The organism is Pseudomonas sp. 31-12, from assembly GCF_003151075.1.
Lineage (GTDB): Bacteria > Pseudomonadota > Gammaproteobacteria > Pseudomonadales > Pseudomonadaceae > Aquipseudomonas.
This window is the reverse complement of the sequence record NZ_CP029482.1, coordinates 659,092-685,101: the sequence shown is the minus strand read 5'-3', so window position 1 is coordinate 685,101 and position 26,010 is coordinate 659,092. Positions and strand designations below refer to the sequence as shown.

Below are 26,010 nucleotides of genomic sequence, written 5' to 3'. Positions count from 1 at the left end.
CTACACGCCCGTCGCAACGGGATAATGCGCGCCACTCGGCGCCAAGCGCCACGTAAGGTCGTCGCGTTTCTCTGCGACTCGCCGCGTCAAGAAAGCCCGCAGGGGCGGGATGAATGCCTGTGATCAATTTCAACATCGCCCAATGGCGCGCGTGGGCCCCAGGGCTCGAAAGCGTGGACGATTGGCAGGCCTGGAGCCGACAACCGGTCGTGCTTCAGAGCAGCGATGCCGCCCCCGACGTGTCTTTTCTGCCTGCCATGCAGCGCCGGCGGCTCAGCCGTCTGGCGCGGATGGCGTTCAGCGTCGGCTGGCCCCTGGCCGATGGTCGCCAGGACCTACCGTTGGTCTTTATTTCCCGTCATGGCGAAACGCCCCGCACCTTCGAAATCCTGCGCGATCTGGCAGCCGAACAACCGTTGTCACCGACGCAATTCAGCTTGTCGGTGCACAACGCGGTGATTGGCCTGTGGTCGATCATGCGTGGCGAAACCAGTGAGATGACTGCCCTTGCCGCCGCCGGAGACGGCCTTGAACACGGCATGCTAGAGGCCGCGGCGCTGCTTGCCGAAGGCGCGCCTGCGGTACTGCTGATCGTCACTGAAGAAAAACCGCCCCAGGCCTACTCGGCCTGGATCGACGACGTGCCGTTCCCGTATGCCGTCGGTCTGTTGCTGACACCGGGTACCGACTGGCAGCTGTCCCTGAACAGCACTTCGGATGCGTTGTCCAAAGCCCACTGGCCCCATGCCCTGAATCTATTGCGTACCCTGCTCGGCCAGCAGACCACCTGCCAACATGCCTGGAAAAATCGTGTATGGACCTGGCAACGCAACCTGTAAGCGAAAAAAACCGCGACGCCTATTACTGGCGTTTGCTGGCGACCGCTGCGAGCTTCACTCTGTTCGGGTTAGGCGGGCTGTGCCTGCGCCTGGTGGTTTTCCCGTTGCTGAGTTGCCTGCCCGGCGATGCCCAGACTCATCGGCTGCGGGCACGTAGAACCGTCAGTCGCTGCTTTTGGTTTTTTGTCCGGTTCATGGCCCGTACCGGCGTGCTGACCTACGACATCCAGGGCGCGGAGAAGCTTGGTCGCCCGGGCCAGATGATCATGGCCAATCACCCGTCGCTGATCGATGTGGTGTTTCTGATCGGACTGGTGCGTCACAGCAACTGCGTGGTCAAGAAAAGCCTCTGGGAGAACCCGTTCACCCGCGGCCCGCTACGCCGCACCGATTACATCAGCAACGACGGCAGCATGGACATGCTCGACGCTGCGGCCGACGCACTGAAAAGCGGTCAGACGCTGATCATCTTTCCCGAAGGTACTCGCACCCAGCCAGGCGAACCGCCGGCCTTTCATCGGGGGGGTGCATCGATTGCCCTGCGGGGTGCGAAAATCCTGACCCCGGTGATCATCAAGGTCAGCCCGACCACATTGACGAAGGCCGAACCCTGGTATCGCATCCCGAAACGTCGCGTGCACTTCAGTTTTCGTGTGGGGGCCGATATAGACCCACAAGCCTTTGCCGCGTGCGGTCCTGCGCCTCAGGCTTCGCGCAAGCTCAACGATTATTTGCATTCTTACTTTATTAAGGAGCTCGCCGAAGATGAGCGATCTACACCGTGAAATCAAAGAACTGATCATCGACGCCCTCGGCCTCGAAGACATCAGCGCACAAGACATCGGCGACGACCAGACCCTGTTTGGCGAAGGCCTGGGCCTGGACTCGGTGGACGCCCTGGAACTCGGCCTTGCGATCCAGAAAAAGTACGGCATCAAAATCGACGCCGACGCCAAGGACACCCGTAATCATTTCAGTAACGTGGCGAGCCTTGCGGCGTTCGTCACCGCAAAACAGGCAGCTTGAGACCGGACCATGCAAACTCGTGATGACATTTTCAACACCCTGCGCGATGCCTTGGTCGAACTCTTCGAGCTGGACCCTGAGCGCGTGAGCCTCGAATCCAATCTGTATCAGGACCTGGAAATCGACAGCATCGACGCCGTCGACCTGATTGATCACATCAAACGTCAGACCGGCAAGAAAATCGCCGCCGAAGAATTCAAATCGGTGCGTACCGTCAGCGACGTGGTCGAGGCGGTCTACCGTCTGGTTCAACCGGCCGCATGAGTCGACTGATCGGCCTTGGCCTGCTGCTGGCGGGCCTGTTGTACCCCTTCGCGGTGTATTTCGGCATGGAACACTTTGCTCCGTGGCAGTTCGGTCTGCTGCTGGGCAGCCTGTGGCTGGCGCGGGTGCTGCTGGGTGCGCGTCGCCCCGGCAACCTGTGGATGGCGATCACCGCGATTGGCTTTTGCCTGTTGCTGGCGTTGTTCGACAGTCCGCTGTTGCTGCGTTGGTACCCGGTGCTGATCAGCGCTTTCATGCTTGGCCTGTTTGGCCTGAGCCTGAAAGTCGGGCCGCCGATGGTGGAACGCCTGGCGCGCCTGCGGGAACCGCACTTGCCGGCCAAGGCGATTGTCTACACCCGCCAGGTGACCATCGTCTGGTGTGTGTTTTTCCTCTGTAACGGTTTGCTCGCCGCCGCCCTGACCCTGTGGGCGCCGCTGAGTTGGTGGATGTTGTACACCGGCCTGATTTCCTATGGATTGATGGGCCTGCTGTTTGCCATTGAATGGCTCATACGACAACGGGTACGAGGCCACCCATGAATTGGATAACACTTGAGCAGCTGTTGCTCAAGGCTCAGCCGGAGCGTGCCGTGACGGCCGAACCGGCGTTGAATCACGCACAGCTGTGCGAACAGGCGCTAAGCCTCGCGGCCGGCCTGCAATCCCAAGGCGTGCAACGCATTGCCGTGCACTTTGAAGACGCCGCTGACCTGGCGATTGCCCTGCTCGGCGCCTGGCGTGCCGGGGTCAGCGTGCTGCTGCCTGCCGACCTGCAACCACAGACTCGCCAACGCTGGTCGAGCGAAGTCGATCTGTGGCTGACCGATCAGGCCGATGATGCGCACCTTATCGATTATCGACAGGCGCCCCTGTCCCCCGCCAAACTGGATCTGGACACCTGCCAGCTGAGCCTGTGTACTTCCGGTTCCAGCGGCGAACCCAAGCGCATCGACAAGACTCTGCGCCAGCTCGCCAGTGAAGTTCAGGCGCTGGAGCAGCTCTGGGGCGCCGACCTGGGCCAGGCGTGCATCATCGGCAGCGTCGCCACCCAGCACATCTACGGTTTGCTGTTTCGGGTGCTGTGGCCGCTGTGCGCCGGGCGCCCGTTCGTACGCAAGCAACTGGCCTTTCCGGAAGACTTGCAGCGCGCCAGTCGCGAACACCCGACGTTTGCCTGGGTCGCCAGCCCGGCGCTGCTCAAGCGCATGGGTGACAACCTCGACTGGCCGGCCTTGAGTGCGGTTCGCCGAGTGTTTTCTTCCGGTGGCGCGCTACCCGCCGAGGCTGCGCAAAGTCTTCACGAGCGCCTGCAACAATGGCCGACGGAAATCCTCGGCAGCTCGGAAACCGGCGGCATCGCCTGGCGTCAGGGTCACGATCTCTGGCAACCGTTTGCTGAGGTTGAGCTGAGTCAGGACAGCGAGGGCGCTCTGCTGATCGCCTCGCCCTACTTGCCTGCCGGCCATATCGAACACACCGCCGATGCCGCCAGAATCGCTGCCGACGGCCGATTCGAACTGCTCGGACGGCTGGACCGGATCGTCAAACTGGAAGAAAAACGTATCTCGTTGCCGATGCTGGAAAAGGCGCTTATGGAGCATGACTGGGTCGCCGACGCGCGCCTCGGCGTGGTCCAGGAAAACCGCGCCTCACTGGGTGCACTGCTGGTGCTGACGGACGCGGGCCTGCATGCCTTGCGCAATCAAGGTCGACGCACCCTGACGCAGGAATTGCGTCAGCACCTGAGCCAGCATTGCGAAGCCCTGGCCCTGCCACGACGCTGGCGAATGCTGCGGCAATTGCCCCTGAACGCTCAGGGCAAACTGCCGCAGGCCGACGTCGAGGCCTTGCTGCTGGCACCCCGCCCCAAGGTACCGGAAGTGCTGGAGCAGGTCGAAGTCGATGGCGAATGGAGCCTGCAACTGGCCGTGCCGCCGGACCTGGCCTACTTCAGCGGACACTTCCCGCGAACGCCGGTACTGCCCGGTGTGGTGCAGGTGGATTGGGCGCTGAGCCTCGGCCAGCAATTGATGAACCTGCCGGGCAAATTTGCCGGCATGGAAGTGCTGAAGTTCCAGCAACTGGTGCGCCCCGGCGATGAAGTCCAGTTGCACCTGCGCTTCGACCCGGAACGCAGCAAACTGTATTTCGCCTACCGCAATGAAACCGCGACCTGCTCAAGTGGGCGGATTTTGCTGGAGGCAATGCCCGATGCATAACCTGTGGCAATGGAGATCATTGTGGCGAGGGAGCTTGCTCCCGCTGGGCTGCGAAGCAGACCCAAAACCATCCGGCGTAGATTTCATGGCGAGCGCTTCGCACTCGGGCGGGAGCAAGCTCCCTCGCCACAGTGGTTCAGGGGAGGTTTCGAAACATGCATAACCCCTGCGCAATCATCCCGGTCTACAACCACGAAACCGCGATCACCACGGTCGTCGACGCGCTGATCGCCAGTGGCCTGCCGTGCATTCTGGTGGACGATGCCAGCGATCAGCCCTGCGCCAGGGTGCTCGACCAACTGGCCCAGCGTGAAATGGTCAACCTGATCCGCCTCGCCGCCAACCAAGGCAAGGGCGGTGCGGTCATGACCGGGCTGCGCGAAGCTTCGCGCCTGGGTTTCAGCCATGCTTTGCAGGTGGACGCCGACGGCCAGCACGACCTGCACGATGTCGCGACCTTCATCGCACAATCACGCGCGCACCCCAACGCAGTGATCTGCGGCTATCCGCAATACGACGCCAGCGTGCCGAAAGGCCGCTTGTACGCCCGTTACCTGACCCACGTGATGGTCTGGATCAACACGCTGTCATTGCAGATCCGCGACTCGATGTGCGGTTTCCGCGTCTACCCCTTGCCTCCGACCCTGGCGCTGATCGACTCGGCGAAGATCGGCAAGCGCATGGACTTCGACTCGGACATCCTCGTGCGCCTGGCCTGGCGCAATCAGCCGATGCAGTGGCTGCCGACCAAGGTCCATTACCCGCTGGACGGTGTCTCGCATTTCCGGATGTTCCACGACAATGTGCTGATTTCGAGCATGCACACCCGGCTGTTCTTCGGCATGTTGCTGCGGGCACCGGTGATCCTCTGGCGACGGTGGCGAGCATGAGCATCAACACAGACAAAGAACACTGGGCCGACCGTCAGGAGCGTGGCAGTTTCTGGCTGATGAAACTCACCGCGTTCGGCGCCAAAGTGCTGGGCCGACGGCTGTTGAGTCCGCTGCTGTACGGCATCGTGTTGTACTTTTTCCTGTTCGGTCGCAGCGCCCGCCGCAGCGCTTGGCAATACCAGCAGCGCCTCGCAGACTGGAGCGCTCGCCCTGAATTGCGCCCGACCCACTGGCGAGTGTTCAGCCAGTTCATGGCCTTCGCCGATTCGATGCTCGACAAGCTCGACGTGTGGAACGGCAAGCTGAGCATCGAGCACATCGAAATCGTTGACCCGGCGCTCCTGCGCACTCAACTGCGCGGCACGCGCGGGCAGATGCTGGTGGGTGCGCATTTGGGCAATCTCGAAGTCTGTCGCGCACTGGCGGAAATCGGTGAGAAAGTCACCATGAACGTGCTGGTCCACACCAAGCACGCCGAGCAGTTCAACCGTTTGCTCGGCGAAGCCGGCGCGACCAATCTGCGGCTGATTCAGGTCAGTGAGCTGGACCCGGTGATCATGCTGCAACTGCATGAACGCCTGGAGCGCGGCGAGTGGCTGGCGATTGCCGGCGACCGCGTGCCGCTGCATGGCGGGCGCAGCGTGACCGTGGACTTCCTCGGTCATCAGGCCGCGTTTCCGCAAGGGCCGTGGCTGCTGGCCGGCTTGCTGAAATGCCCGATCCATCTGCTGATGTGCCTGAAGAAACCGACAGGCCAATATCAAGTCACCCTCGAACCGTTTACCGAGGCCGTGGTGTGGAAACGCAGCGACCGCGAACAGGTCATTCATCAGTGGGCGTCCCGCTACGCCGAACGCCTGGGTCACTATTGCCTTGAAGCGCCCCGACAATGGTTCAACTTTTACCCTTTCTGGAAGACCGATGACGACGCCAACGCTTGAGCCGGTAACCTTCGGCGAACTCCCTTTGCGCATAGAAGACGTGCTGGCTGCGGCCAACCGTCAGGTGCCGACGCAGTTGCAAAGCGACCCTGCGTACCGCGAGCGCATCGCCAAGGGCGCGCGATTCCTCGATTCCCTGCTGGACAAGGAAGGCGTGATCTATGGCGTGACCACCGGTTACGGCGACTCGTGCGTGGTCGCTGTACCGCTGCATCACGTCGAGGCGTTGCCTCGTCATCTGTACACGTTCCACGGTTGCGGCCTGGGCAAACTGCTCGACGCGCAAGCCACGCGCGCTGTGCTGGCGGCGCGTTTGCAGTCGCTGTGCCACGGCGTGTCCGGGGTGCGCGTGGAACTGCTGGAGCGCCTTCAGGCGTTCCTCGAACACGACATCCTGCCGCTGATCCCCGAAGAAGGCTCGGTGGGCGCCAGCGGTGATCTGACGCCGCTGTCCTACGTCGCTGCAACCTTGTCCGGCGAGCGCGAGGTGATGTTCCGGGGCGAACGCCGCCAAGCCGGCGACGTGCATCGTGAACTCGGCTGGACGCCGCTGGTACTGCGCCCGAAAGAAGCTTTGGCGCTGATGAATGGCACCGCCGTGATGACCGGCCTCGCCTGCCTGGCCTATGCCCGCGCCGATTACCTGCTGCAACTGGCCACGCGCATCACCGCGCTGAATGTGGTCGCGCTGCAAGGCAATCCCGAGCACTTCGACGAACGTCTGTTCGCCGCCAAACCGCACCCGGGGCAGATGCAAGTCGCCGCGTGGCTGCGCAAGGATCTGGCAATTGACGCGCCGACCGCACCGCTGCATCGCCTGCAAGACCGTTACTCCCTGCGTTGCGCGCCGCATGTCCTCGGCGTTCTGGCCGACAGTCTGAACTGGCTGCGTTCGTTCATTGAGATCGAGCTCAACAGCGCCAACGACAACCCGATCATCGACGCTGAAGCCGAACGCGTGTTGCACGGTGGGCACTTCTACGGCGGCCACATTGCGTTCGCCATGGACAGCCTGAAAAACCTAGTGGCCAACGTTGCCGATCTGCTGGACCGGCAACTCGCGCTGCTGGTGGATGAGCGTTACAACCATGGCCTGCCGAGCAACTTGTCTGGCGCCACGGCCGACCGCGCGATGCTCAATCACGGCTTCAAGGCTGTGCAGATCGGCACCAGCGCCTGGACCGCCGAGGCGCTGAAAAACACCATGCCGGCCAGCGTGTTCTCGCGCTCCACCGAATGCCACAACCAGGACAAGGTCAGCATGGGCACCATCGCTGCTCGCGATGCGATCCGTGTGCTGGAGCTGACCGAACAGGTCGCCGCCGCCACCCTGCTGGCCGCTAACCAGGGCGTGTGGCTGCGCAGCAAGGCCGAGGACGCGCGCCCGTTGCCACCCGCACTGGCGGCCATGCACGAAGAGCTGGCCAAGGACTTCCCGCCGGTCATCGAAGACCGTGCGCTGGAAGGCGAATTGCGCCTGTGCCTGAAACGTATCGCCGAGCAACACTGGAGGCTGCATGCGTAGCAAGGGAGTGCTTCACACCGATACGGAAATCCTCGTGCCGTTCTTTGACGTCGACACCATGAACGTCGTCTGGCACGGCCATTACGTCAAATACCTGGAAATCGCCCGTTGTGCGCTGCTGGACAAGATCGGCCACAACTACACCGCCATGGTTGAGTCGGGTTACGCCTGGCCGGTGATCGACCTGCAACTGCGCTATGTGCGTGGCGCCGTGTTCGGCCAGAAGCTGAATGTGCGGGCCAATCTGGTGGAGTGGGAGAACCGTCTGAAGATCAATTACCTGATCAGCGATCTGCAAACCGGTGAGCGGTTGACCCGCGCCAGTTCCGTGCAGGTGGCCGTCGACATGAGCAGCCGCGAAATGCAGCTGGCCTCGCCGAAGATCTTCACCGATGCCGTTGAAAGGATGCTGGCATGAACCCGTTTTTCAAATACCTCGGCGCATTGGCGCTGCTCGGATTGTCATCGATTGCTCACGCCTTCGATTTGCAACAACTGAGCGATCAACTGGCCAAACCCGACGTGATCCACGGCAATTTCATTCAGGAAAAACACCTGCGTGCATTGCCCAAGCCGCTGACCAGCAAGGGCACCTTCGTCCTCGCGAAAAACCACGGTTTGCTGTGGCTGCTGAAAACGCCGCTGCAACAGGATTACCGCATCACCGACAAAGGCATTGCCCGACGTGACGCCAACGGTTGGCAGATGCTGCCGAGCAAGAGCGCCGGCGCCGAGCAGAACCGCTTGTTCCTCGCCGTGCTGCAAGGTGACAGCAGCGGATTGCAACGGGACTTCGAACTGTCCCTGAGCGGCGACGCGCAGAGCTGGAAACTGACGCTGATCCCGCGCTCATTGCTGCTCAAGCAGGTGTTCAACCAGATCAACATCACCGGCAGCGAATTGGTGCACAGCATCGAACTGTTGGAAACCCAGGGCGACAGCACACTTTTGCGCATGCAGGACAGCACCAGCACCCAACCGTTGAGCGACGCGGAGCAGCATGACTTTGCCGAGTGAACGCAAGCTTCCGTGGTTGTTTCTGACCCTGCTGCTGGCGGTGCTCGCGCTCGCCGGTTGGCAATGGCGTGACGGTGCACCACTGTCGGCCAACCTGATGGAACTGGTGCCGGGCACCGCGCCGGACGCGCTGGAATTGCGCGCCGAACAACGCATGCAAGAACCGCTGAACCGCGAAATGCTGGTGCTGGTCGGCCATAAAGATCGCCCGCAAGCCATCGCCATGGCGCAGAAACTGGGCGAGCGGTGGCAGGCCAGCGGTTTGTTCGAGAAGGTCCAGTGGAACCTGCAAGCCGACTTGCCGGCACTGCGCACGCAACTGCTGCAAGGCCGACTGGCGATGCTCTCGGCGATGGACCGCCAGCAACTGATCGACCATCCCGACGCCTTTATCCAACAGCGCGTGCAAGCGCTGTTCGACCCGTTCACCGGTTTCAGCCTGGTACCGAGCCAGGAGGACTGGCTGGGCCTGACCGGGCGCATCCAGAACAGCCAGCCGCAACACGGCGCCGTGCAACTGGACATCGGCAGCGGAGCGCTGGTGGCCGATGCCGACGGCAAGAGTTGGGTATTGCTGCGGGCAAAAACCACGGGCAACGCCTTCGACATGAGCCTGCCGCTGCAAGTGGCGGACTTGCTCGAACATAGCCGCGGAGAAGCCGCCCAGGCCGACGTGCAACTGCTCGCTGCCAGCGGTTTGCTGTATGCGGCCAACGGTCAGCGACAAGCCACCCGCGAGATGACGTGGGTCGGTGGCGGCGCCACCGTCGGCATTCTGTTGCTGCTGTTACTGGCCTTCCGGCGCTGGCGTGTCTTGCTCGCTTTCGTTCCGGTGCTGGTGGGCATGCTGTTTGGTGCGGTGGCGTGCGTGGCGCTGTTCGGCCACATGCATGTGATGACGCTGGTACTCGGTTCGAGCCTGATCGGCGTGGCCGTCGATTACCCGCTGCATTACCTGTCGAAAAGCTGGAGCCTGAAACCCTGGAACAGTTGGCCGGCGTTACGCCTGACCCTGCCGGGCCTGACGCTGAGCCTGATCACCAGTTGCATCGGCTACCTGGCCCTGGCCTGGACGCCGTTCCCGGCCCTGACCCAGATTGCCGTGTTCTCCGCCGCCGGCCTGCTCGGCGCTTACCTGTCAGCGGTGTGCCTGCTGCCTGCGCTGCTCAAGGGCGTGAACCTGCGGCCGGCGCGTTGGCCGCTGCGTGTCTGCGAGTGTTTGCTGAACCTGCGTGAAGCGCTGCTCAAGCACGTGAGTACGCCAGTGTTATTGGCGCTGCTGATTGCTTTCTGCGCCGGCGGTTTGTTGCAGCTCGAGAGCAAAAACGATATCCGCCAGTGGATCGGCGCGCCCCAGCAATTGACTGACGAAGCCCAGGCCATTGCGCGCATTACCGGCTATCAACCGACCAGCCAGTTCTTCCTGGTGCGCGCGGCCAATCAGCAGGAACTGCTCGAACGCCAAACCGCGCTGAGCGAGCGCCTGGATCAGTTGGTCAACCTGGAAAAACTCCAAGGCTACCTGTCGCTGAATCAACTGGTCAGCCAACCGAGCGATCAGCGCAAAGTGCGCGACGCGTTGAGCAAGTTGCCGCAGTTCTGGCAGCCCTTGCTCGACCTCGGCGTGCCGGCAGAAGCGCTGCAGGCGGAGCTTGCAACGCTGCAGGCGCTGCCTGTCGAAGACATCGACGCATCGCTTGTCGGGCCGCTGGCGGAACCTTATCGCACCCTGTGGCTGGGGCCGACCGATGACGGCGTGGCGGCAATGGTCAGCCTGCAAGGCCTGAACAACCCTTCGCTGCTGCGCGTTCAGGCGCTGGATTTGCCGGGCGTCGAACTGGTCGACCGCCTCGGTGAATTAAACAGCGTTTTCGCCGCGACCCAGATCAGCGCGGCAGAATTGAAACTCGCTTCCTGCGTGTTGATCGTGCTGGTGCTGATCCTGCCGTTCGGCTTCGGTGGGGCGTTGCGCATCGTCTCGCTGCCTTTGCTTGCTGCGCTATGCAGCCTCGCCAGTCTCGGCTGGATGGGTCAACCGCTGACCCTGTTCAGCCTGTTCGGCCTGTTGCTGGTGACGGCGATCAGCGTCGATTACGCGATCCTCATGCGCGAACAGGTCGGCGGCGCTGCTGTGAGCCTGCTGGGCACCTTGCTGGCGGCGGTGACCACGTGGCTGTCGTTCGGTTTGCTGGCGGTGTCCAGCACACCGGCGGTGAGCAACTTCGGTCTGTCGGTGAGCCTCGGCCTGGCCTTCAGTTTCATCCTGGCGCCATGGGCCGGACGCCAAGTGCATGCCGCCACCGTCGTGGAGCCAGCCGCATGATGATCGCCCTGTTTTGGCTGATGGCCCTGGCGATGTTTGCCGTCGCCACCCGCGTGGGTCGGCACTTCGGTCTGATCCCGATCGTCAGCCAATTGCTGTTGGCGACTTTCGGCCTGCCGCTGCTGATGTACTTCTGGATCGAGCCGGGCTGGCAACTCAGCGGCGCCGAGCTGATCTCGCCAGTGTGGCTGAAAAACCTCTACAGCCTCGGTTTTGCCTTGTTGCTGGGAAACATCCTCAGCGATGTGATCGACCTGCGGCTGGATCGCCAGAGCCTGAAAATCGCCCTGCCGAGTTTTTGCATTCCGTTTACCTGCGGGCTTGTCACTTCGGTGTGGCTGCTGCCGCCGCAACCGTGGATCAGTTCGCTGGCGGTGGGCCTGGTGTTCGCCATCACCGCCATTCCGGTGTTGTTTTTGTACCTGCGCCACATCAACTACCCGCCCGCTGCGACCCGTCGCCTGGTGCAAACCGCGATCCTCATCGACCTGACGTGCTGGACGCTGTTCGGCTTTGCCCAAGGCAGCCTGCACCTGAGCAGTCTGCTGTTGCCGCTGGCCGGCGCTTGCCTGCCGTTGCTCCTGCGTTTGCTGGGTTTGCGCCAACCGTTGCTGCACAGCGGCTGCTTCTTCGCGCTGCTGGTGGTCGCCGAACACTTCAAGCTCAATGCCCTGATTTTCGGCATCGGTTATCTGCTGTGCATGGCCGCACTGAAAGTGCCGCTGGGGTTGCCGTTGCCGGCGATCTGGATGATCCGTTTGCAAACCTGGATCGCCATCCCGCTGATCCTCACGTTCGGCATCGTGCAGATCAATGTCCATGCCGCCATGGCCAGCCTCGGCTGGGTGCAGCTGGCGGCGCTGCTGCTGTTGCCGATTGCCAGCAAACTCCTGGGCAACTGGCTCGGCCTCGGCTGGGCCGGTACTTCGTTTGAAGGCGCCAGTCGCTGGCGCGAAAGCCTGCTGCTCAATATTCGCGGGTTGAGCGAGATCGTCTTTCTCAACCTGCTGCTGCAACAACAGCTCATCAGCCCCGCGCTGTACTTCGCGCTGATGGTGATGGGCCTGATCGCTACGCTGCTGCCGGCACTCGCCGGCATGCACCAAACCCCTTTGAATCTCGCCGCCCCGGCAAGGAGCCCCCGTGCCAACAGTTGAAATGGAACGTCGCCAGGTTGTTGTCATTGGCGCGGGTCCTTCGGGCGCCATTGCCGCCGCGCTGCTCAAGCGCAAAGGCCACGACGTGCTGATGATCGAACGCCAGCACTTCCCACGGTTTTCCATCGGTGAAAGCCTGTTGTCGCACTGCCTGGATTTCGTCGAAGAAGCCGGCATGCTCGAGGCCGTGAACGCCGCCGGGTTCCAGATGAAAAACGGCGCCGCGTTCGCCTGGGGTGAGCACTACAGCGCCTTTGATTTCGGTGACACCTTCAGCAACGGCAAACCGACGACTTTCCAGGTGCAACGCGCCGATTTCGACAAACTGCTGGCCGATCAGGCCGCGCTGCAAGGCGTCGACGTTCGTTATGGCGAAGCCATCGTCAGCGCCGATTTCGACTTGCCGAAACCACAGCTTGATGTGCTGCGCGAGGATGGCAGCCAGTACCGCGTCGAAGCGGATTTTGTGCTCGATGCCAGCGGCTACGGTCGCGTGCTGCCACGCCTGCTGGACCTTGAGGCGCCGTCGAACTTCCCGGTGCGCCAGGCCGTGTTCACCCACATCGAAGACCATATCGACAGCCCGACCTTCGAGCGGGAAAAAATCCTCATCACCACCCACCCGATCCATCGCGACATCTGGTTCTGGACCATTCCGTTCAGCAACGGCCGCTGCTCGGTGGGCGTGGTCGCGGCCGCCGAACATTTCGAAGGGCGCATGGAGAATCTGGACGATTGCCTGCGTGGCTTCATCGCTGAAACCCCAAGCCTGGCTGGCGTGCTGAAAAATGCCGTGTGGGACACGCCGGCGCGCACCATCGGCGGTTACTCGGCCAACGTCAAAACCCTGCACGGCCCGGGCTTCGCGCTGCTGGGCAACGCCGCAGAATTCCTCGACCCAGTGTTCTCCTCCGGCGTGACCATCGCCATGCGTTCGGCGAGCATGGCCGCCGGCGTTTTGCATCGGCAACTGCAAGGTGAAAGCGTCGACTGGCAGACCGAGTTTGCCGCGCCGCTCAAGCGTGGCGTCGACACCTTCCGCTGCTACGTCGAAGGCTGGTACGCCGGGACCTTCCAGGATGTGATTTACCATCCGGGCAGCTCAGCGGATATCCGCCGTATGATCAGTGCGATCCTCGCCGGTTATGCCTGGGACGAGCGCAATCCGTTCGTCAGCGAACCCAAGCGTCGGCTGCGCGTGTTGTCGGAACTCTGCGCAAGAGATGTCTCATGATTCGTTACCTGCTTCTGGGTTGCCTCCTGCTGCTGAGCGCTTGCGCCAGCCAGGCGCCGCTGCCCGGGCAAACTGAAAACCTGCCGTTGCCGCAGCAATTGCACATTCAGCGCTTAGTGGCTGATCAACGTCAGGACTGGGTGCTGGTGATTGCGCGCGAAGGCCCTGGCATTCGCTGGTCGATGATGGACTTGCTGGGCATTCCGCAGGCACGCCAGAAACTGATCGATGGCCAGTGGCAAGCCGACGGCCTGCTGCCGCCGAATCCGGAAGCACGGGAATTGTTCGCCGCGTTGCTGTTCGCGCTGACCCCGCAAGGCGAGTTGCAGGGCAACTACCCCGACGCCTGGCAACATGGATCGCAACGTTCCCTGCCCGCGCGTTGGGACGTACATTACTCGCAACCACTGAGATTTGAGTTGAACCTGCCTAAAGGTCCGAAGTACCTGGTCACGCCTCTGAGCGGTGAAATGCCATGACTGCCTACCTGAATGCCCTCGGGGTGATCTGCGCCCTGGGTCGCGACAAACGGGAAGTCGCCCGCAACCTGTTTGCCGGCGATTGCTCCGGCATGCGCAGCGAGTCCGGCTGGGTGCCGGAGCGGTCGTTGCCGGTGGCGGCGGTGCGTGGCGAACTGGCGCCAATTCCACCGGAACTGGCTGAGCAAAGCAGCCGCAACAACCAACTGTTGCTGGAAGCCGCGCTGCAAATTCGTGACGAGATTGATCAAGCGATCCAGACTTACGGCCGTGACCGTATCGGCGTGATTCTGGGCACCAGCACCTCGGGCATCGATGAGGCCAGCCGTGGCCTGGCCCATTACATCCGCGAACATGAATTCCCCGCTGACTACGATTATCAGCAGCAGGAACTCGGCGCGCCGGCCAACTTCCTCGCCGACTGGCTGCAATTGAGCGGTCCGGCGTATGTGATCTCCACCGCTTGCACCTCCAGCGCCCGGGCGTTGATGAGTGCCCAGCGCCTGTTGGACCTGGGCTTGTGCGATGCCGTGCTGTGTGGCGGCGTCGACAGTTTGTGCAAACTGACTCTCAACGGCTTTTCGGCCCTGGAAGCGGTGTCCGAGCAGCGCTGCAACCCGTTTTCGGTTAACCGCAACGGCATCAATATCGGCGAAGCCGCCGTGCTGTTTCTGATGAGCAAAAAGGCCGGCGACAGCCAACCGATTGCCCTGCTCGGCAGCGGCGCCAGTTCCGATGCGCACCACATCTCGGCGCCGGAACCAACCGGCCGTGGCGCCCTGCAAGCGATGAGCAAAGCCCTGAGCCGCGCAAATGTGCAGCCCGAACAAATCGGCTACCTGAACCTGCACGGCACCGCGACCCAACACAACGATGCAATGGAAAGCCTGGCAGTCTCGGCCCTGTTCCCGCATGGCGTGCCCTGCTCTTCCACCAAGCCGATGACCGGACATACGCTCGGCGCTGCCGGCGCCCTGGAAGCGGCGTTCTGCTGGTTGAGCCTGAGCACGGACAACCGGGAAAACCTCGTGCCGCCCCACGTCTGGGACGGTCAGCCCGACCCAGAGTTGCCGGCCTTGCAATGGGTGACCCCGGCCGATCGCCTGACGTCCATTGCACCTCGCTACCTGATGAGCAATTCCTTTGCTTTCGGTGGCAATAACGTCAGCCTGATTATCGGAGATGCCCCATGATTGACTGGCCGCTCGCCGAACTGCTGCCGCACGCTGGCGACATGATCCTCATCGATCAGATCCTGGCGTTCGATGACGAGCAGATCCACACCCGCCTCACCGTCAAGCCCGATGGCCTGTTCAACCGTCCTGACGGCAGCCTGCCGGCATGGGTCGGCATTGAACTGATGGCCCAGAGTGTCGCGGCCTACGCCGGTTGCCATGCGCGCCAGCGCGGTGATGCGGTGGCGCTGGGCTTCCTGCTCGGCACCCGTAAATTCGAATGCAACGTGGAGCACTTCCCCGCGGGCACCGAGCTGACTATCCACGGCATACGCTCGCTGGAAGACGACAACGGCATGGGCGTGTTCGAATGCCACATCAACGCCCCCGGCATTCACGCCACCGCCCGCCTGAACGTGTTCCGCCCGCCTCAGGCCGCTCAATACCTTCATGAATCCCAAGGAGCCCAGTGATGACTGAGTCCGTACTGGTCACCGGTTCCAGCCGTGGCATCGGCCGCGCTATCGCATTGCGTCTGGCCCAGGCCGGGCACGACATCGTGTTGCATTGCCGCAGCGGCCTGGCCGAGGCCATCGCAGTGCAGGCTGAAATCGAAGCCTTGGGCCGCAATGCCCGCGTCCTGCAATTCGACGTCTCCGACCGCGCCAGCTGCAAAGCCATTCTCGACGCCGACGTAGAAACTCATGGCGCCTATTACGGCGTGGTGCTAAACGCCGGCCTGACGCGCGACGGTGCTTTTCCGGCGCTGAGCGAGGATGATTGGGATGTGGTGATGCGCACCAACCTCGACGGTTTCTACAACGTGCTGCACCCGGTGATGATGCCGATGATTCGTCGTCGTGCTGCCGGACGGATTGTCTGCATCACCTCGGTTTCCGGGTTGATCGGCAATCGTGGCCAGGTCAACTACAGCGCCTCAAAGGCCGGTTTGATCGGCGCGGCGAAAGCGTTGGCGATCGAACTGGGCAAGCGCAAAATCACCGTCAACTGTGTCGCACCCGGCCTGATCGACACAGCCATGCTCGACGAAAACGTGCCGGTGGAAGAACTGATGAAAATGATTCCCGCACAGCGCATGGGCACCCCGGAAGAGGTGGCCAGCGCGGTGAATTTCCTGATGTCGGCGGAAGCGTCGTACATCACCCGGCAGGTTCTGGCCGTCAACGGAGGCCTGTGTTGATGAAGCGCGTCGTCGTCACCGGCATGGCCGGCATCACTTCACTGGGCAGCGACTGGGACACCATCGCCGGCCACTTCGCGGCCAACCGCAGCGGCATTCGCCGGATGGACGAGTGGGATCGGTTCACCGAACTCAACACGCGTCTGGCCGGGCCCATCGACGACTTCAAGGTCCCGAGCCACTGGACCCGCAAGCAGCTGCGCAGCATGGGCCGGGTCTCGCGCCTGGCCGTCGGCGCGTCTGAACAGGCGCTGGCCGACGCCGGACTGTTGGGTAACCCGATCATCAAGGACGGGCGCATGGGCGTCGCCTGCGGCTCGTCCACCGGCAGCACCGACGAGATCAAGGCGTTCGGCAACATGCTGCTCAACTCGGTGGCCGAGGGCCTGAACGCCAACTCCTACGTGCGGATGATGCCGCACACGACCGCGGCGAATATCAGCATCTTCTTCGGCCTCACCGGTCGACTGATCCCGACCTCCAGCGCCTGCACCAGCGGCAGCCAGGGCATCGGCTACGCCTACGAATCGATCAAATTCGGCCGTCTGCCGCTGATGCTTGCCGGTGGTGCCGAAGAACTCTGCCCGACCGAAGCCATGGTCTTCGACGCGCTCTACGCCACCAGCCTGAAAAACGACGCCCCGCAAACCAGCCCGCGCCCCTACGACAAAGACCGCGATGGCCTGGTGATCGGTGAAGGCGGCGGCATGTTGGTGCTTGAAGAGCTCGAACATGCGTTGGCACGCGGCGCGCACATCCATGCCGAGCTCGTCGGTTTCGGTAGCAACGCCGATGGCCAGCACACCACGCGTCCAGAGCAGGCCACCATGCGCCGGGCCATGGAACTGGCGCTGGAAGACGCCGGGTTGCAGCCGTCAGACATCGGCTACGTAAACGGTCACGGCACCGCCACAGAACAGGGCGATATTGCCGAAACACTGGCCACCAGCGCGTTGTTCGGCGAACACATGCCGATCAGTTCGCAAAAGAGCTTCCTCGGTCACACCTTGGGTGCCTGCGGAGCGCTGGAGTCCTGGTTCAGCATCGAAATGATGAACCGCGACCTGTACGTGCACACGTTCAACCTCGACGAGGTCGATCCGCATTGCGGCAAGCTCGACTACCTGCGCGGCGAGTTCCGCCAGATGAGCAACGAGTACGTGATGAACAACAATTTTGCGTTTGGTGGCGTCAACACCTCGTTGATTTTCCGTCGCTGGTCGTAAGCAACGAAAGACACAACCGGAAACTGGAGTACACGATTTCGGAAACGTCCCACAGCCAGAATTTGAGCTTCGCGCTAGGGTCAATGCCCCCGTGACACATCGGGGGCATCCCAAGGAAGATCGAACCATGACTAAAAAGGCCGTTATCGTTTTCAGCGGTGGGCAGGACTCCACAACCTGCTTGATCCAGGCGTTGCCGCTTTACGATGAAATTCACTGCATTACCTTTGACTATGGCCAGCGTCACCGCGCAGAAATTGAAGTGGCGCAGCAACTTTCGAAAGAACTTGGAGTGACGATCCATAAGGTGCTGGACACTTCTTTGTTGAATGATCTGGCCATCAGTAGTTTAACGCGCGATAACATTCCTATTCCAAGCGCCAATAATTCCGAAGAAAATATACCTAACACCTTCGTACCGGGTAGAAATATTTTATTTTTAACCTTGGCTTCTATTTATGCATACCAGGTTCGCGCTGAAACTGTAATCACAGGCGTTTGTGAGACGGAAAGCTCTGGTTATCCTGATTGTGGCGATGCGTTTGTAAAATCTCTAAACAGCTCCATTGAGTTAGGCATGGATTATAAAGTACGCATTGATACTCCGCTTATGCGATTAAACAAGGCTGAGACGTGGGCCTTGGCTGAGTATCACGGAAAATTCGAATTGATTCAGCACTATACGCTGACTTGCTATAACGGAATAATAGGCAGTGGATGCGGTGATTGTGACGCGTGTAATCTTCGAGCAAGAGGTATGGTAGCGTTTCTTGAAAACAAATCAGCGGTGATGAATAGTTTGAAAGAAAAACTGAACTCAAAATAGTTTAAAGCGCAGGGGAGAGAGCGTCCCCTGCGTTTATGCAACCTTGGCTTCAGCCACATACCGTTTAAATAAAGACCTTGCTCCATAGGCTGGAAAAACGTTAAAAACAGCGAAGCACATTTTTATGGCGATCTGAATATAAATTATATTAAGTATTTCCGCGCTAGTCATTGTTCCATAAAACGCAATAAAGCAGAAAATAAAGCTGTCGATTATTACTGCAAAAAACGTACTTAAAAACACGCGCAAAAATAGCAACCTCGCACTCGTAAGTTCCTTTATCTTGTTCAGCAAGTATGAGTTCACATATTCAGAAAAAATAAAAGACACAGAGGGCGCTACCAACACTGAGGATACATGCGCCATGACTTCACTGTATGGCGTATCGAGTTTCCAACCTGTCAAACCGGGAAGATAGCTGGTCGAACTTAGCAATATAGTAATCAGCGCATTACTTGCAAATGCAAACAAGATGGCTTTTCTTGCCAACCTAAGTCCATAGAACTCATTCAACATATCAACTACTAGAAATGTCAGCGGATACAGAAAAACTCCTGGGGTCACGACAACGTCGATCGACTCGATATACACAAGCTTTGTCGCTGCAACATTAGTGAAAATATAGAGTGCGAAAAGCAACAAATTGAGCGCCACATAAATCATCCACGACTTTTCATGTCGATCATTTATCTCATAAGCCGTCAGTGCAGCCCCGCCAGAATAAAATTTCCTATACAACGACTTTATCTCTGACCTGCTTAAATCATCCACTATTTCACTTCTTAATAAATCATCAAGCTTTACTTTCGTGATCTTTCCTGTCGAAACAATCATGATAATGGCAAGACCTTTACTATTTTCAAAGCCTAACAATTTATACCGACTGTTCTCCGAAACACTATCCATTGAACCGCTCCTCCATTATCTCCCCGATGACAATAACCGCATCTGAACAACAGCAGGGCTCAATGGTTATGAACAACCGTTTCGTCAACTTATCGTACGCCAGCTTTTCTTTGTTATTACTCACCAACCCCTTCTTGACTATTAACAAGTCTCCCGACTCATTCACACCGATAATTTCATTCTCCAGAAGCACACCGATTAAATTGCAGGCTGTGCCGAAAAAATAAGTCAGAGGATGGGTAGCGACCAACTCGCCAATCCTCTTGCCCAGACTTTGCTCAAGCAAGCTCTCTTTGATGATAGGGACGGCTGCAGGATTCATATTACCTTGCAAAGAAACGCTACTTTCTATGATGTCTCTTTCTTCAAAGTCAACAGTCTCTATCTCCCTATAAGAGACACCGAAAAAATCAGAAATTTTGCGGATGGTGGACTGTTGAACATTGACAACCCGCCCCTCCAAAATGTTGTAGATAGTCGTCCTGGTCAAACCACTGGCATTGCACAGAGACAGCCGCGTTTCTCCGCGACTTTTTATCAAATACTTAATATTACTTTTCAACCTTTCAGTCTTTTCTCGCTTAAACATCAAGATACTTACCATTTGCTTGTAGTTAAAACAAACCATGCATGCTGACTGAATGGCTAAGAAAGTGACTGCCCGCCTTTTTCGCAATCTAAAGAGGCGGCACTGCGCAGACAATATCTCAAACACATCAAACAAACGTCAAACATTGCTTCACACCGATACTGATAGGTAAAAAATCTGACAGCGATAACTTACTTCATTTAACGACACTTCTTACAACAACAAGGGAATTTGCTTGCAATGCAACCTACACCATTACTGACGCTCTTCTTAAACATGAATCATTTAATTACACAGATGTTAATTTATTTGATTAATACATCTGAATTTTCTGGTAATAAATCTACTGGCAGGTCAATTCACGCATTGCCGCCAACCAATCCCCCTGATGGTTTTGGACTGTCACTTCTTTAATCTTGCAAGGAACTTCGATATGAAAAGAACTCCCCCCAACTCTCCACAATCAGCCGACGACGATATTGATTCATCCAAACTATCCGATCTCACTGAACACCGCGTCAGCGCCCGCTTGCGCAAACCCGGGCAACCCGACCCTGTCAGCTATTTCTTCACCCTCCAGCCAGACATCGACACGCCTTCGCTGCTCGCTCATGCCTGTGAAACGCTGGCCTCGCTCAATGTCATGAGCACGGACCTTGCCCGCAATCTCGAAAGCTCCCATCGCAACATTGCGCTGGCAATCCAACAGTTGGCGGTGCTGGCGGAACTGATGATAAATCGGGCACTGGACAACCTGGACCCACCCGGTGGGGCGTCTGAGGTTCCCTCCAATAATGCCCACTGAATCGTCGCGTTTTTTACCGAGTGGAGGTTTGTCATGGATCGATATATGCCTATCACCGGCACCGATAGCACCATCGCATCGCTGCTGATCGACACCGAAGCACCGCTGGACGTGTTGCATGAAACGGCGGCCTACCGGATCCGCACGGCAACTCAACTGCTGGAGAGTCTCGCCTTTAGCGAGGGGGTTTACAGTGAGTTGGCACGCGTATTAGTCACGTCATTGCGCGATGGTTGCGACTTGCTGGATGTCGTCGGACGGCGATTACAGATGCAGCTCTCGGCGTAAAAAAGAAGGTCGACCTCATTGAGGTCGACCCGCGCTGACGCGTTCGGGCAAACTGCGCACCAAACACGTGATGAACAACCATTTCGCTTTTGGCGGCGTCAACGCCTCGTTGATTTTCCGTCGCTGGTCGTAACCGAACTAATCCGGGTCAAGGAGACCTCCATGCACTTCAAGAAACTCGCTGCCGCCACCACCCTGCTGATCTGCGCCCTCCCGGCTGTCAGCCAGGCTCGCGACACTCCCGTGTACCTGCCCTTCGACAAAGCCGTCGCCGAAGCCACCCGCGCCGGCAAAATCGATGGCAGCGTGAAGTTCTACCTGGCCGGCAATACACCGACGGGCAACGTCACCGTCCTCAGCGCGGGGGCCGTGACCAACAAGAAAACCAACGCCTTCAACAAGTCTGACGAAGTGGCCTGCGAATGGGTCGCGCAATCGGCAATCATCAGCCTGTTCCAAGCAGCCAAGGGCGCTGGCGCTAACGCAGTGACCAACATTGTCAGCTTCTACAAGAGCAATGAGCGCAAAGATGCCAAGACCTATGAATGCCACGCCGGAGCGATCATGGCCGGTGTTGCGCTGAAAGGGGATTTGGCGAAGGTTCAGTAACACCAGACACAACAAAGGGCGCCTTTTCAGGCGCCCTTTTTTTGCAAACAGGCTGGCTTGTCATCGCCTCATACCTGCCTGGCTCTGCGATGGCTGGTTGCCCAGGATCCTCAGAGTCTCACAAGCCCCAGTCGGGAACACCGATGGCATCGTTCAAGAATCTATCCTTGCTGCGAGCACGCGCAATCACACCCAGCGCTTTAGCGATAAATCCCGAATCACTTCCCGCTGTTTCCGTGCAAACGTCTAGATATTCATCCATGTCCTCTTCTGACCTTAGGTAGTCGGCGGAGTCCCAGCGAGTGAATTGTTCGGTCATAGCTTTCATCCCTGCCGGCGTTTCGCGGTAAACCTCGCATCCCGAATCTCGGTTCACAGGCACTGACTTAAACTATCGGCGACCTCCAATGCGCACAAGTCGGTGAGTTCTCACGCAAGCGTGGGCAACGACGCAAGTTCATGTAGTCCCGAGAGCAAGCGCATCTAGATGTGAAAATCGTCGCTATAGGGATGCGGCAGGAGGGAGAGCTCTTTTTCGAGCTACATCATGCTGACTGGATCAGGGATCACACACACTGAAAACAAGTGGCGTGGTGTGCAAGGGAGGTTGCCGGGATATAAAAACCACAGACATCTTGGCAAAGAACTAAATACAGGAAAGTTGAGTACCCAATTTCGGAAACGTCTCACAGCCAGAATTCAAGCGTCGCGCTACGGTCAATGCTCCGGGCAATCACGGCCGATTGTGTGCGTGCTGCGCACTCAGCGGGAGCGAACCCCTTCGACATAGAACACAGCAAAACCCGGAAGATTTCTCTACAAGGAGCAGGATGCATGTTGAAACCCGTTATTCCCTTGGTCTTGGCAGCGGCCGTCTGTAGCGCGCAGGCGGATGTTCAAGTCCAGGTATTGCCGATACCCGAGCAATTGAAGAGTCTGAAGCCTGTGGCGGTTGCGGAAAGCAGCTTGGAGGAACGCAAGCGGCTCGACAAAATCAACACGATGATCCGGCGCTTCAATCTGAAAAAGGACGAGAAGTTCATTTACGCAGGTGAAAAAAGCCCTAGCCCATCCCTTAGTCTTTTGGACGTCGTTTATAAGGTTTATCCAGAAGAAGCGCAGTTGATGGTGGTTAAACTCGACATACAAAAGGGGAATGCGCGTGTCTATCCTGTTAGTCCGCAGGATATCCAACCTTATACGAGCTTCGCAGCGAGACCCTACGATGCCAGGGTTGCCAGCGATATCTTGAGTCCCGGTGCATCAGCTACCCGATCCAAAGCCTATTTCAAGGACTGGTATGACACCTATCAGTCGTCTCGGGTCAAACTCGCAAGAAAAATAGTGGCGAGCGATGCGTGCGAGACCGTAACGAATGTCGAGTTCTACAGTTTCAATGGGGATATGTTCACTGCGGCTTGCGGAAACGGCATGGCGTTCAGTCAAACCCCGGCAGAAATTGAAGCGGAGCAGCCAATAGATCCCGTTATAAAAAAATGGGTGGTCATAAGGCCGCAGTGATTTCAGGGCGCCACCACCTCTCGAATGCGCGGCTCTCAATGAACGGAACAACCCCCACACTCTGCGCGAGGGCTGTCGACACGCTTACTGAGCTTGAATCAACTTGCTTTCAGTAACGCCTGCGCGGCCTGTCTTGTCGTCGACAACTTGCAGGTTGTTGCGCGCCTTGATGAAGCCCACTTTCACTTCCTGCCAGACAAAGTAGTTCTTGCCGGCTTCTGCGGTGAGTTTCAGTTCAGAATCGTTTTCCGCCGAGGACACGAGGGTCTGTTGACCCGCCGGGACGGCCAACATCAGGTAGGACTTGGCGACGGTCTGGCCTACCGGTTTGCCGTTGAGCGTGACTGGCATTTTCACGCCTGCGCCCATGCTCTCGTTGCGATAAACATAGATGTTGGCTTTGTCCGGGCTTACCTGGAACGTCTTGGCCTGAGCGTCCTGGGTTTCATCAGCCATTTTTACCGAAGCACAACCGCCAGTCAGCGCCATCATGGCCAGAAGAGCGGTAAACGTTAACTGCTTGAACATCGTGTATCTCCATAGTTTGTGATGATTCCAATAGCGGTTATCGGCCGATCAGAAAAAAGACCAAGGGGCGCATCTATAAAAACCTTGAGTCCCTAAGGCGTCAGCTTGCGCGTCAACAACTCCACAAACGCCTTGGCCATCGGTGATTTCTGATCCTTGCGCTGCACCAGCCACACCGCCGACACCGCTTCCGGATCGAGCAACGGCCGATACACCACGCCGTCAATGCGCATCCGCTGATAGGACGCCGGCAGCACCGAAACGCCCAACCCCGCCGCCACCAACCCGATAATCGTCATCGCCTCGCCCGCCTCTTGCGCAAAGTGCGGGCTGAAACCGGCATCGCGGGCCAGGCTGAGCAACTGTGCGTACAGACCACTGCCATAACTGCGTGGGAAAAACACAAACGGTTCGAGGGCCAATGCCGACAGGAACAACCCTTCTTCACTGCCGCTGACTAGCGGATGCTTGGAGCTGAGCACCGCCACCAGCGGCTCTCGCATCAGTTCCACGACGCTGAGGGAATCCGGTAACCCGAGGGGTCGCATGATGCCGACTTCGATCGACTCATCCACCAGCGCGTCGGCCACTTGGGTGCTGCTCATCTCCCGCAGATTCAAATGCACCGCGGGGAAACGCTGGCGAAACGAAAAAATCGCCTGAGGAATGGTCGAGTTGAACGGCGCCGACGAGGTGAAGCCGATCTTCAGTTCGCCCAACTCGCCGAGCTGCGCACGCCGTGCCACATCGGCCGCTTTGTCGACCTGGGCCAGCACCAACCGCGCTTCTTCCAGAAACAGCCGACCGGCCTCGCTGAGCTCGACCCGACGATTGGTTCGCTCAAACAGTCGGGCACCCACCTCTTGTTCCAGTGCCTGAATCTGCTGGCTCAGGGGCGGTTGCGAGATGCCCAATGCCTGAGCGGCGCGGCCGAAGTGCAGTTCTTCGGCGACGGCGATGAAGTAGCGCAGGTGACGCAATTCCATGAAAACTCCATTAGGTCGTTAAACCTATCAAACAGGTCGAACAATATATTGGATTGAATCATTAGGCAGCTATATGCTTTTTTCATTGCCTGACCGGCTGCGCCCTCCGAGGTCCGAAGTGAAAACTGCTGTCGCCCCCCTTGCCCATGAAGTCCCGCCCGATGCGGTGGACGATGTTGTCGCCGAATTGAAAGAGATCTACATCGAGAAAGGCACGCCGATGTTCATGCGCACGGTGCTGGCGCTGTTCTCCGGTGGCTTCGCGACCTTCGCCCTGCTCTACTGCGTACAGCCGATGATGCCGCTGCTGTCCCACGAGTATTCGATCAACGCGGCGCAAAGCAGCCTGATCCTGTCGGTGGCCACTGGCATGCTCGCCATTGGCCTGCTGATCACCGGCCCGATCTCCGACCGTGTCGGACGCAAACCGGTGATGGTCGCGGCGCTGTTCGCCGCGGCGTTGTGCACCATGGCCAGCGCGATGATGCCGAGCTGGCAAGGCGTGCTGGTGATGCGTGCGTTGATCGGGTTGTCGTTGAGCGGCCTGGCGGCGGTCGCCATGACCTACCTGAGCGAAGAGATCCACCCACAGCACATCGGCCTCGCGATGGGGTTGTACATCGCTGGTAATGCGATTGGCGGAATGAGTGGCCGCTTGATCACCGGCGTGTTGATCGACTTTGTCAGCTGGCACACGGCGATGCTGGTGATCGGCGGTCTGGCGCTGATCGCGGCGACGGTGTTCTGGAAAATCCTCCCCGAATCACGCAACTTCCGCGCTCGGTCGCTGCACCCGCGCAGTCTGGTCGATGGCTTCACCATGCACTTTCGCGACGCCGGGTTGCCGTTGCTGTTCCTTGAGGCTTTTGTGCTGATGGGCGCGTTCGTCACGCTGTTCAACTACATCGGTTATCGCTTGCTGGCCGCGCCGTATCACATGGACCAGGTGTTCGTTGGGCTGCTGTCGGTGGTGTACCTGTCGGGCATCTACAGCTCGGCGAAAATCGGTTCGCTGGCTGACCAGCTGGGCCGGCGCAAAGTGCTTTGGGCGACGATTGTGCTGATGCTCGCCGGTCTAGCACTGACGATGTTCACGCCGCTGCCGGTGGTGATTATCGGCATGCTGATCTTCACCTTCGGCTTCTTCGGCGCGCACTCGGTGGCGAGTAGCTGGATCGGGCGTCGGGCGGTCAAGGCCAAGGGGCAGGCGTCGTCGTTGTACCTGTTCAGCTATTACGCCGGGTCGAGTATTGCGGGGACGGCGGGCGGAGTGTTCTGGCACCTGGGCGGGTGGAACGGGATCGGGTTGTTTATTGGTGCGCTGCTGGTGATTGCGCTGTTGGTGGCGTTGAAGCTGGCGAAGTTGCCGCCGCTCGGCGATTTAAAAGCCTGACAAAAATCCCCTGTGGGAGCGGGCTTGCGAAAGCGGTG

General features: G+C 59.1%; 30 protein-coding genes. 25 read left to right on the top strand and 5 right to left on the bottom strand.

The features are described from left to right. The first annotated feature begins 113 nt into the window (after positions 1-113). From DJ564_RS03215 to queC, 20 genes are all read left to right on the top strand, one after another. Positions 114-839: a beta-ketoacyl synthase chain length factor gene (locus DJ564_RS03215; protein ID WP_109627630.1), complete on the top strand. Its 726-nt coding sequence runs from the start codon at positions 114-116 to the stop codon at positions 837-839. Then, positions 815-1,624 (top strand): 1-acyl-sn-glycerol-3-phosphate acyltransferase, encoded by an 810-nt coding sequence (locus DJ564_RS03210; protein ID WP_109627629.1) that lies wholly within the window; start codon positions 815-817, stop codon positions 1,622-1,624. The genes DJ564_RS03215 and DJ564_RS03210 overlap by 25 nt, the downstream gene beginning before the upstream one ends. Beyond that, entirely contained in the window at positions 1,605-1,865 is a 261-nt protein-coding gene (locus DJ564_RS03205) for a phosphopantetheine-binding protein (RefSeq protein ID WP_008149626.1), read from the top strand. The genes DJ564_RS03210 and DJ564_RS03205 overlap by 20 nt, the downstream gene beginning before the upstream one ends. A 9-nt stretch (positions 1,866-1,874) precedes the next feature. Further along, positions 1,875-2,129: an acyl carrier protein gene (locus tag DJ564_RS03200; protein ID WP_007992314.1), complete on the top strand. Its 255-nt coding sequence runs from the start codon at positions 1,875-1,877 to the stop codon at positions 2,127-2,129. Then, positions 2,126-2,671, top strand: coding sequence for a hypothetical protein (locus DJ564_RS03195; protein ID WP_109627628.1), 546 nt, complete (start codon positions 2,126-2,128; stop codon positions 2,669-2,671). Before DJ564_RS03200 ends, DJ564_RS03195 begins: the two co-directional genes overlap by 4 nt. After that, entirely contained in the window at positions 2,668-4,350 is a 1,683-nt protein-coding gene (locus DJ564_RS03190) for an acyl-CoA synthetase family protein (protein ID WP_109627626.1), read from the top strand. The genes DJ564_RS03195 and DJ564_RS03190 overlap by 4 nt, the downstream gene beginning before the upstream one ends. Before the next feature lie 155 nt (positions 4,351-4,505). After that, positions 4,506-5,240, top strand: coding sequence for a glycosyltransferase family 2 protein (locus tag DJ564_RS03185; protein ID WP_109627624.1), 735 nt, complete (start codon positions 4,506-4,508; stop codon positions 5,238-5,240). After that, the gene (locus tag DJ564_RS03180) at positions 5,237-6,184 is read left to right on the top strand and encodes a glycosyl transferase (protein ID WP_109627623.1); all 948 of its coding nucleotides are present in this window, start codon (positions 5,237-5,239) and stop codon (positions 6,182-6,184) included. The genes DJ564_RS03185 and DJ564_RS03180 overlap by 4 nt, the downstream gene beginning before the upstream one ends. Continuing rightward, positions 6,165-7,709, top strand: a complete 1,545-nt coding sequence (gene hutH / locus DJ564_RS03175) for a histidine ammonia-lyase (protein ID WP_109627621.1) — start codon at positions 6,165-6,167, stop codon at positions 7,707-7,709. The genes DJ564_RS03180 and hutH overlap by 20 nt, the downstream gene beginning before the upstream one ends. Then, entirely contained in the window at positions 7,702-8,127 is a 426-nt protein-coding gene (locus DJ564_RS03170; RefSeq protein ID WP_109627619.1) for a thioesterase family protein, read from the top strand. Before hutH ends, DJ564_RS03170 begins: the two co-directional genes overlap by 8 nt. Further along, on the top strand, positions 8,124-8,726 hold the full coding sequence (locus DJ564_RS03165; RefSeq protein ID WP_109627618.1) for an outer membrane lipoprotein carrier protein LolA: 603 nt from the start codon (positions 8,124-8,126) through the stop codon (positions 8,724-8,726). Before DJ564_RS03170 ends, DJ564_RS03165 begins: the two co-directional genes overlap by 4 nt. Beyond that, on the top strand, positions 8,710-11,049 hold the full coding sequence (locus DJ564_RS03160; protein ID WP_109627616.1) for an MMPL family transporter: 2,340 nt from the start codon (positions 8,710-8,712) through the stop codon (positions 11,047-11,049). Before DJ564_RS03165 ends, DJ564_RS03160 begins: the two co-directional genes overlap by 17 nt. Further along, positions 11,046-12,206 carry a sodium:proton antiporter gene (locus DJ564_RS03155; RefSeq protein WP_109627614.1) on the top strand — a complete coding sequence of 387 codons (1,161 nt, stop codon included), beginning with the start codon at positions 11,046-11,048 and terminating at the stop codon, positions 12,204-12,206. The genes DJ564_RS03160 and DJ564_RS03155 overlap by 4 nt, the downstream gene beginning before the upstream one ends. Continuing rightward, positions 12,193-13,440, top strand: a complete 1,248-nt coding sequence (locus tag DJ564_RS03150; RefSeq protein WP_109627612.1) for an NAD(P)/FAD-dependent oxidoreductase — start codon at positions 12,193-12,195, stop codon at positions 13,438-13,440. Before DJ564_RS03155 ends, DJ564_RS03150 begins: the two co-directional genes overlap by 14 nt. After that, a complete protein-coding gene (locus tag DJ564_RS03145) occupies positions 13,437-13,919 on the top strand; it encodes a hypothetical protein (protein WP_109627610.1) in 483 nt (160 codons plus the stop codon). Before DJ564_RS03150 ends, DJ564_RS03145 begins: the two co-directional genes overlap by 4 nt. Next, positions 13,916-15,112 carry a beta-ketoacyl-[acyl-carrier-protein] synthase family protein gene (locus tag DJ564_RS03140; protein ID WP_109627608.1) on the top strand — a complete coding sequence of 399 codons (1,197 nt, stop codon included), beginning with the start codon at positions 13,916-13,918 and terminating at the stop codon, positions 15,110-15,112. The genes DJ564_RS03145 and DJ564_RS03140 overlap by 4 nt, the downstream gene beginning before the upstream one ends. Next, positions 15,109-15,567, top strand: coding sequence for a hotdog family protein (locus DJ564_RS03135; protein WP_109627606.1), 459 nt, complete (start codon positions 15,109-15,111; stop codon positions 15,565-15,567). The genes DJ564_RS03140 and DJ564_RS03135 overlap by 4 nt, the downstream gene beginning before the upstream one ends. Then, entirely contained in the window at positions 15,567-16,295 is a 729-nt protein-coding gene (gene fabG, locus DJ564_RS03130) for a 3-oxoacyl-ACP reductase FabG (RefSeq protein WP_109627604.1), read from the top strand. Before DJ564_RS03135 ends, fabG begins: the two co-directional genes overlap by 1 nt. After that, entirely contained in the window at positions 16,295-17,521 is a 1,227-nt protein-coding gene (locus tag DJ564_RS03125) for a beta-ketoacyl-ACP synthase (RefSeq protein ID WP_109627602.1), read from the top strand. The genes fabG and DJ564_RS03125 overlap by 1 nt, the downstream gene beginning before the upstream one ends. 127 nt (positions 17,522-17,648) lie before the next feature. Beyond that, a complete protein-coding gene (queC, locus tag DJ564_RS03120; RefSeq protein WP_109627601.1) occupies positions 17,649-18,347 on the top strand; it encodes a 7-cyano-7-deazaguanine synthase QueC in 699 nt (232 codons plus the stop codon). 33 nt (positions 18,348-18,380) lie between these two features. Here the strand turns inward: queC and DJ564_RS03115 are convergent, their stop codons facing one another. Together DJ564_RS03115 and DJ564_RS03110 are read right to left on the bottom strand one after the other, a co-directional pair. Next, positions 18,381-19,253 (bottom strand): queuosine precursor transporter, encoded by an 873-nt coding sequence (locus tag DJ564_RS03115; RefSeq protein WP_109627599.1) that lies wholly within the window; start codon positions 19,251-19,253, stop codon positions 18,381-18,383. After that, the gene (locus tag DJ564_RS03110) at positions 19,246-19,842 is read right to left on the bottom strand and encodes a helix-turn-helix transcriptional regulator (RefSeq protein WP_109635928.1); all 597 of its coding nucleotides are present in this window, start codon (positions 19,840-19,842) and stop codon (positions 19,246-19,248) included. The genes DJ564_RS03115 and DJ564_RS03110 overlap by 8 nt, the downstream gene beginning before the upstream one ends. Positions 19,843-20,275: 433 nt before the next feature. Here DJ564_RS03110 and DJ564_RS03105 point away from each other — a divergent pair, with 433 nt between their 5' ends. The 3 genes from DJ564_RS03105 to DJ564_RS03095 all read left to right on the top strand — a co-directional run bounded on the left by DJ564_RS03105 (position 20,276) and on the right by DJ564_RS03095 (position 21,544). Then, positions 20,276-20,647, top strand: coding sequence for a DUF6124 family protein (locus tag DJ564_RS03105; RefSeq protein WP_109627597.1), 372 nt, complete (start codon positions 20,276-20,278; stop codon positions 20,645-20,647). A gap of 33 nt (positions 20,648-20,680) precedes the next feature. Then, positions 20,681-20,935, top strand: coding sequence for a hypothetical protein (locus tag DJ564_RS03100; RefSeq protein ID WP_109627596.1), 255 nt, complete (start codon positions 20,681-20,683; stop codon positions 20,933-20,935). Positions 20,936-21,097: 162 nt separating this feature from the next. Beyond that, on the top strand, positions 21,098-21,544 hold the full coding sequence (locus DJ564_RS03095; RefSeq protein WP_109627594.1) for an excinuclease: 447 nt from the start codon (positions 21,098-21,100) through the stop codon (positions 21,542-21,544). Positions 21,545-21,662: 118 nt separating this feature from the next. Here the strand turns inward: DJ564_RS03095 and DJ564_RS03090 are convergent, their stop codons facing one another. Further along, on the bottom strand, positions 21,663-21,863 hold the full coding sequence (locus tag DJ564_RS03090) for a transcriptional regulator (RefSeq protein ID WP_109627592.1): 201 nt from the start codon (positions 21,861-21,863) through the stop codon (positions 21,663-21,665). Positions 21,864-22,378: 515 nt separating this feature from the next. On the opposite strand from DJ564_RS03090, the gene DJ564_RS03085 reads away from it, so the two are divergent. Then, positions 22,379-23,065, top strand: coding sequence for a hypothetical protein (locus DJ564_RS03085; RefSeq protein WP_109627590.1), 687 nt, complete (start codon positions 22,379-22,381; stop codon positions 23,063-23,065). Positions 23,066-23,149: 84 nt separating this feature from the next. Here DJ564_RS03085 and DJ564_RS03080 read toward each other — a convergent pair whose 3' ends face one another. Together DJ564_RS03080 and DJ564_RS03075 are read right to left on the bottom strand one after the other, a co-directional pair. Next, on the bottom strand, positions 23,150-23,593 hold the full coding sequence (locus DJ564_RS03080; RefSeq protein WP_109627589.1) for a DUF2846 domain-containing protein: 444 nt from the start codon (positions 23,591-23,593) through the stop codon (positions 23,150-23,152). Positions 23,594-23,685: 92 nt separating this feature from the next. Next, complete coding sequence (locus DJ564_RS03075) at positions 23,686-24,579, bottom strand: LysR family transcriptional regulator (RefSeq protein ID WP_109627587.1); 894 nt, start codon at positions 24,577-24,579, stop codon at positions 23,686-23,688. 118 nt (positions 24,580-24,697) lie between these two features. Between DJ564_RS03075 and DJ564_RS03070 the strand changes: the two genes are divergently transcribed. Continuing rightward, complete coding sequence (locus DJ564_RS03070; RefSeq protein ID WP_109627586.1) at positions 24,698-25,972, top strand: MFS transporter; 1,275 nt, start codon at positions 24,698-24,700, stop codon at positions 25,970-25,972. The last annotated feature ends 38 nt before the right edge of the window (positions 25,973-26,010 follow it).

Coding starts and splice junctions, on each gene's coding strand:
- DJ564_RS03215 (WP_109627630.1), top strand. CDS start 114: ATGCCTGTGATCAATTTCAACATCGCCCAATGGCGCGCGTGGGCCCCA.
- DJ564_RS03210 (WP_109627629.1), top strand. CDS start 815: ATGGACCTGGCAACGCAACCTGTAAGCGAAAAAAACCGCGACGCCTAT.
- DJ564_RS03205 (WP_008149626.1), top strand. CDS start 1,605: ATGAGCGATCTACACCGTGAAATCAAAGAACTGATCATCGACGCCCTC.
- DJ564_RS03200 (WP_007992314.1), top strand. CDS start 1,875: ATGCAAACTCGTGATGACATTTTCAACACCCTGCGCGATGCCTTGGTC.
- DJ564_RS03195 (WP_109627628.1), top strand. CDS start 2,126: ATGAGTCGACTGATCGGCCTTGGCCTGCTGCTGGCGGGCCTGTTGTAC.
- DJ564_RS03190 (WP_109627626.1), top strand. CDS start 2,668: ATGAATTGGATAACACTTGAGCAGCTGTTGCTCAAGGCTCAGCCGGAG.
- DJ564_RS03185 (WP_109627624.1), top strand. CDS start 4,506: ATGCATAACCCCTGCGCAATCATCCCGGTCTACAACCACGAAACCGCG.
- DJ564_RS03180 (WP_109627623.1), top strand. CDS start 5,237: ATGAGCATCAACACAGACAAAGAACACTGGGCCGACCGTCAGGAGCGT.
- hutH (WP_109627621.1), top strand. CDS start 6,165: ATGACGACGCCAACGCTTGAGCCGGTAACCTTCGGCGAACTCCCTTTG.
- DJ564_RS03170 (WP_109627619.1), top strand. CDS start 7,702: ATGCGTAGCAAGGGAGTGCTTCACACCGATACGGAAATCCTCGTGCCG.
- DJ564_RS03165 (WP_109627618.1), top strand. CDS start 8,124: ATGAACCCGTTTTTCAAATACCTCGGCGCATTGGCGCTGCTCGGATTG.
- DJ564_RS03160 (WP_109627616.1), top strand. CDS start 8,710: ATGACTTTGCCGAGTGAACGCAAGCTTCCGTGGTTGTTTCTGACCCTG.
- DJ564_RS03155 (WP_109627614.1), top strand. CDS start 11,046: ATGATGATCGCCCTGTTTTGGCTGATGGCCCTGGCGATGTTTGCCGTC.
- DJ564_RS03145 (WP_109627610.1), top strand. CDS start 13,437: ATGATTCGTTACCTGCTTCTGGGTTGCCTCCTGCTGCTGAGCGCTTGC.
- DJ564_RS03140 (WP_109627608.1), top strand. CDS start 13,916: ATGACTGCCTACCTGAATGCCCTCGGGGTGATCTGCGCCCTGGGTCGC.
- DJ564_RS03135 (WP_109627606.1), top strand. CDS start 15,109: ATGATTGACTGGCCGCTCGCCGAACTGCTGCCGCACGCTGGCGACATG.
- fabG (WP_109627604.1), top strand. CDS start 15,567: ATGACTGAGTCCGTACTGGTCACCGGTTCCAGCCGTGGCATCGGCCGC.
- DJ564_RS03125 (WP_109627602.1), top strand. CDS start 16,295: ATGAAGCGCGTCGTCGTCACCGGCATGGCCGGCATCACTTCACTGGGC.
- queC (WP_109627601.1), top strand. CDS start 17,649: ATGACTAAAAAGGCCGTTATCGTTTTCAGCGGTGGGCAGGACTCCACA.
- DJ564_RS03115 (WP_109627599.1), bottom strand. CDS start 19,253: ATGGATAGTGTTTCGGAGAACAGTCGGTATAAATTGTTAGGCTTTGAA.
- DJ564_RS03110 (WP_109635928.1), bottom strand. CDS start 19,842: ATGTTTAAGCGAGAAAAGACTGAAAGGTTGAAAAGTAATATTAAGTAT.
- DJ564_RS03105 (WP_109627597.1), top strand. CDS start 20,276: ATGAAAAGAACTCCCCCCAACTCTCCACAATCAGCCGACGACGATATT.
- DJ564_RS03100 (WP_109627596.1), top strand. CDS start 20,681: ATGGATCGATATATGCCTATCACCGGCACCGATAGCACCATCGCATCG.
- DJ564_RS03095 (WP_109627594.1), top strand. CDS start 21,098: ATGCACTTCAAGAAACTCGCTGCCGCCACCACCCTGCTGATCTGCGCC.
- DJ564_RS03090 (WP_109627592.1), bottom strand. CDS start 21,863: ATGACCGAACAATTCACTCGCTGGGACTCCGCCGACTACCTAAGGTCA.
- DJ564_RS03085 (WP_109627590.1), top strand. CDS start 22,379: ATGTTGAAACCCGTTATTCCCTTGGTCTTGGCAGCGGCCGTCTGTAGC.
- DJ564_RS03080 (WP_109627589.1), bottom strand. CDS start 23,593: ATGTTCAAGCAGTTAACGTTTACCGCTCTTCTGGCCATGATGGCGCTG.
- DJ564_RS03075 (WP_109627587.1), bottom strand. CDS start 24,579: ATGGAATTGCGTCACCTGCGCTACTTCATCGCCGTCGCCGAAGAACTG.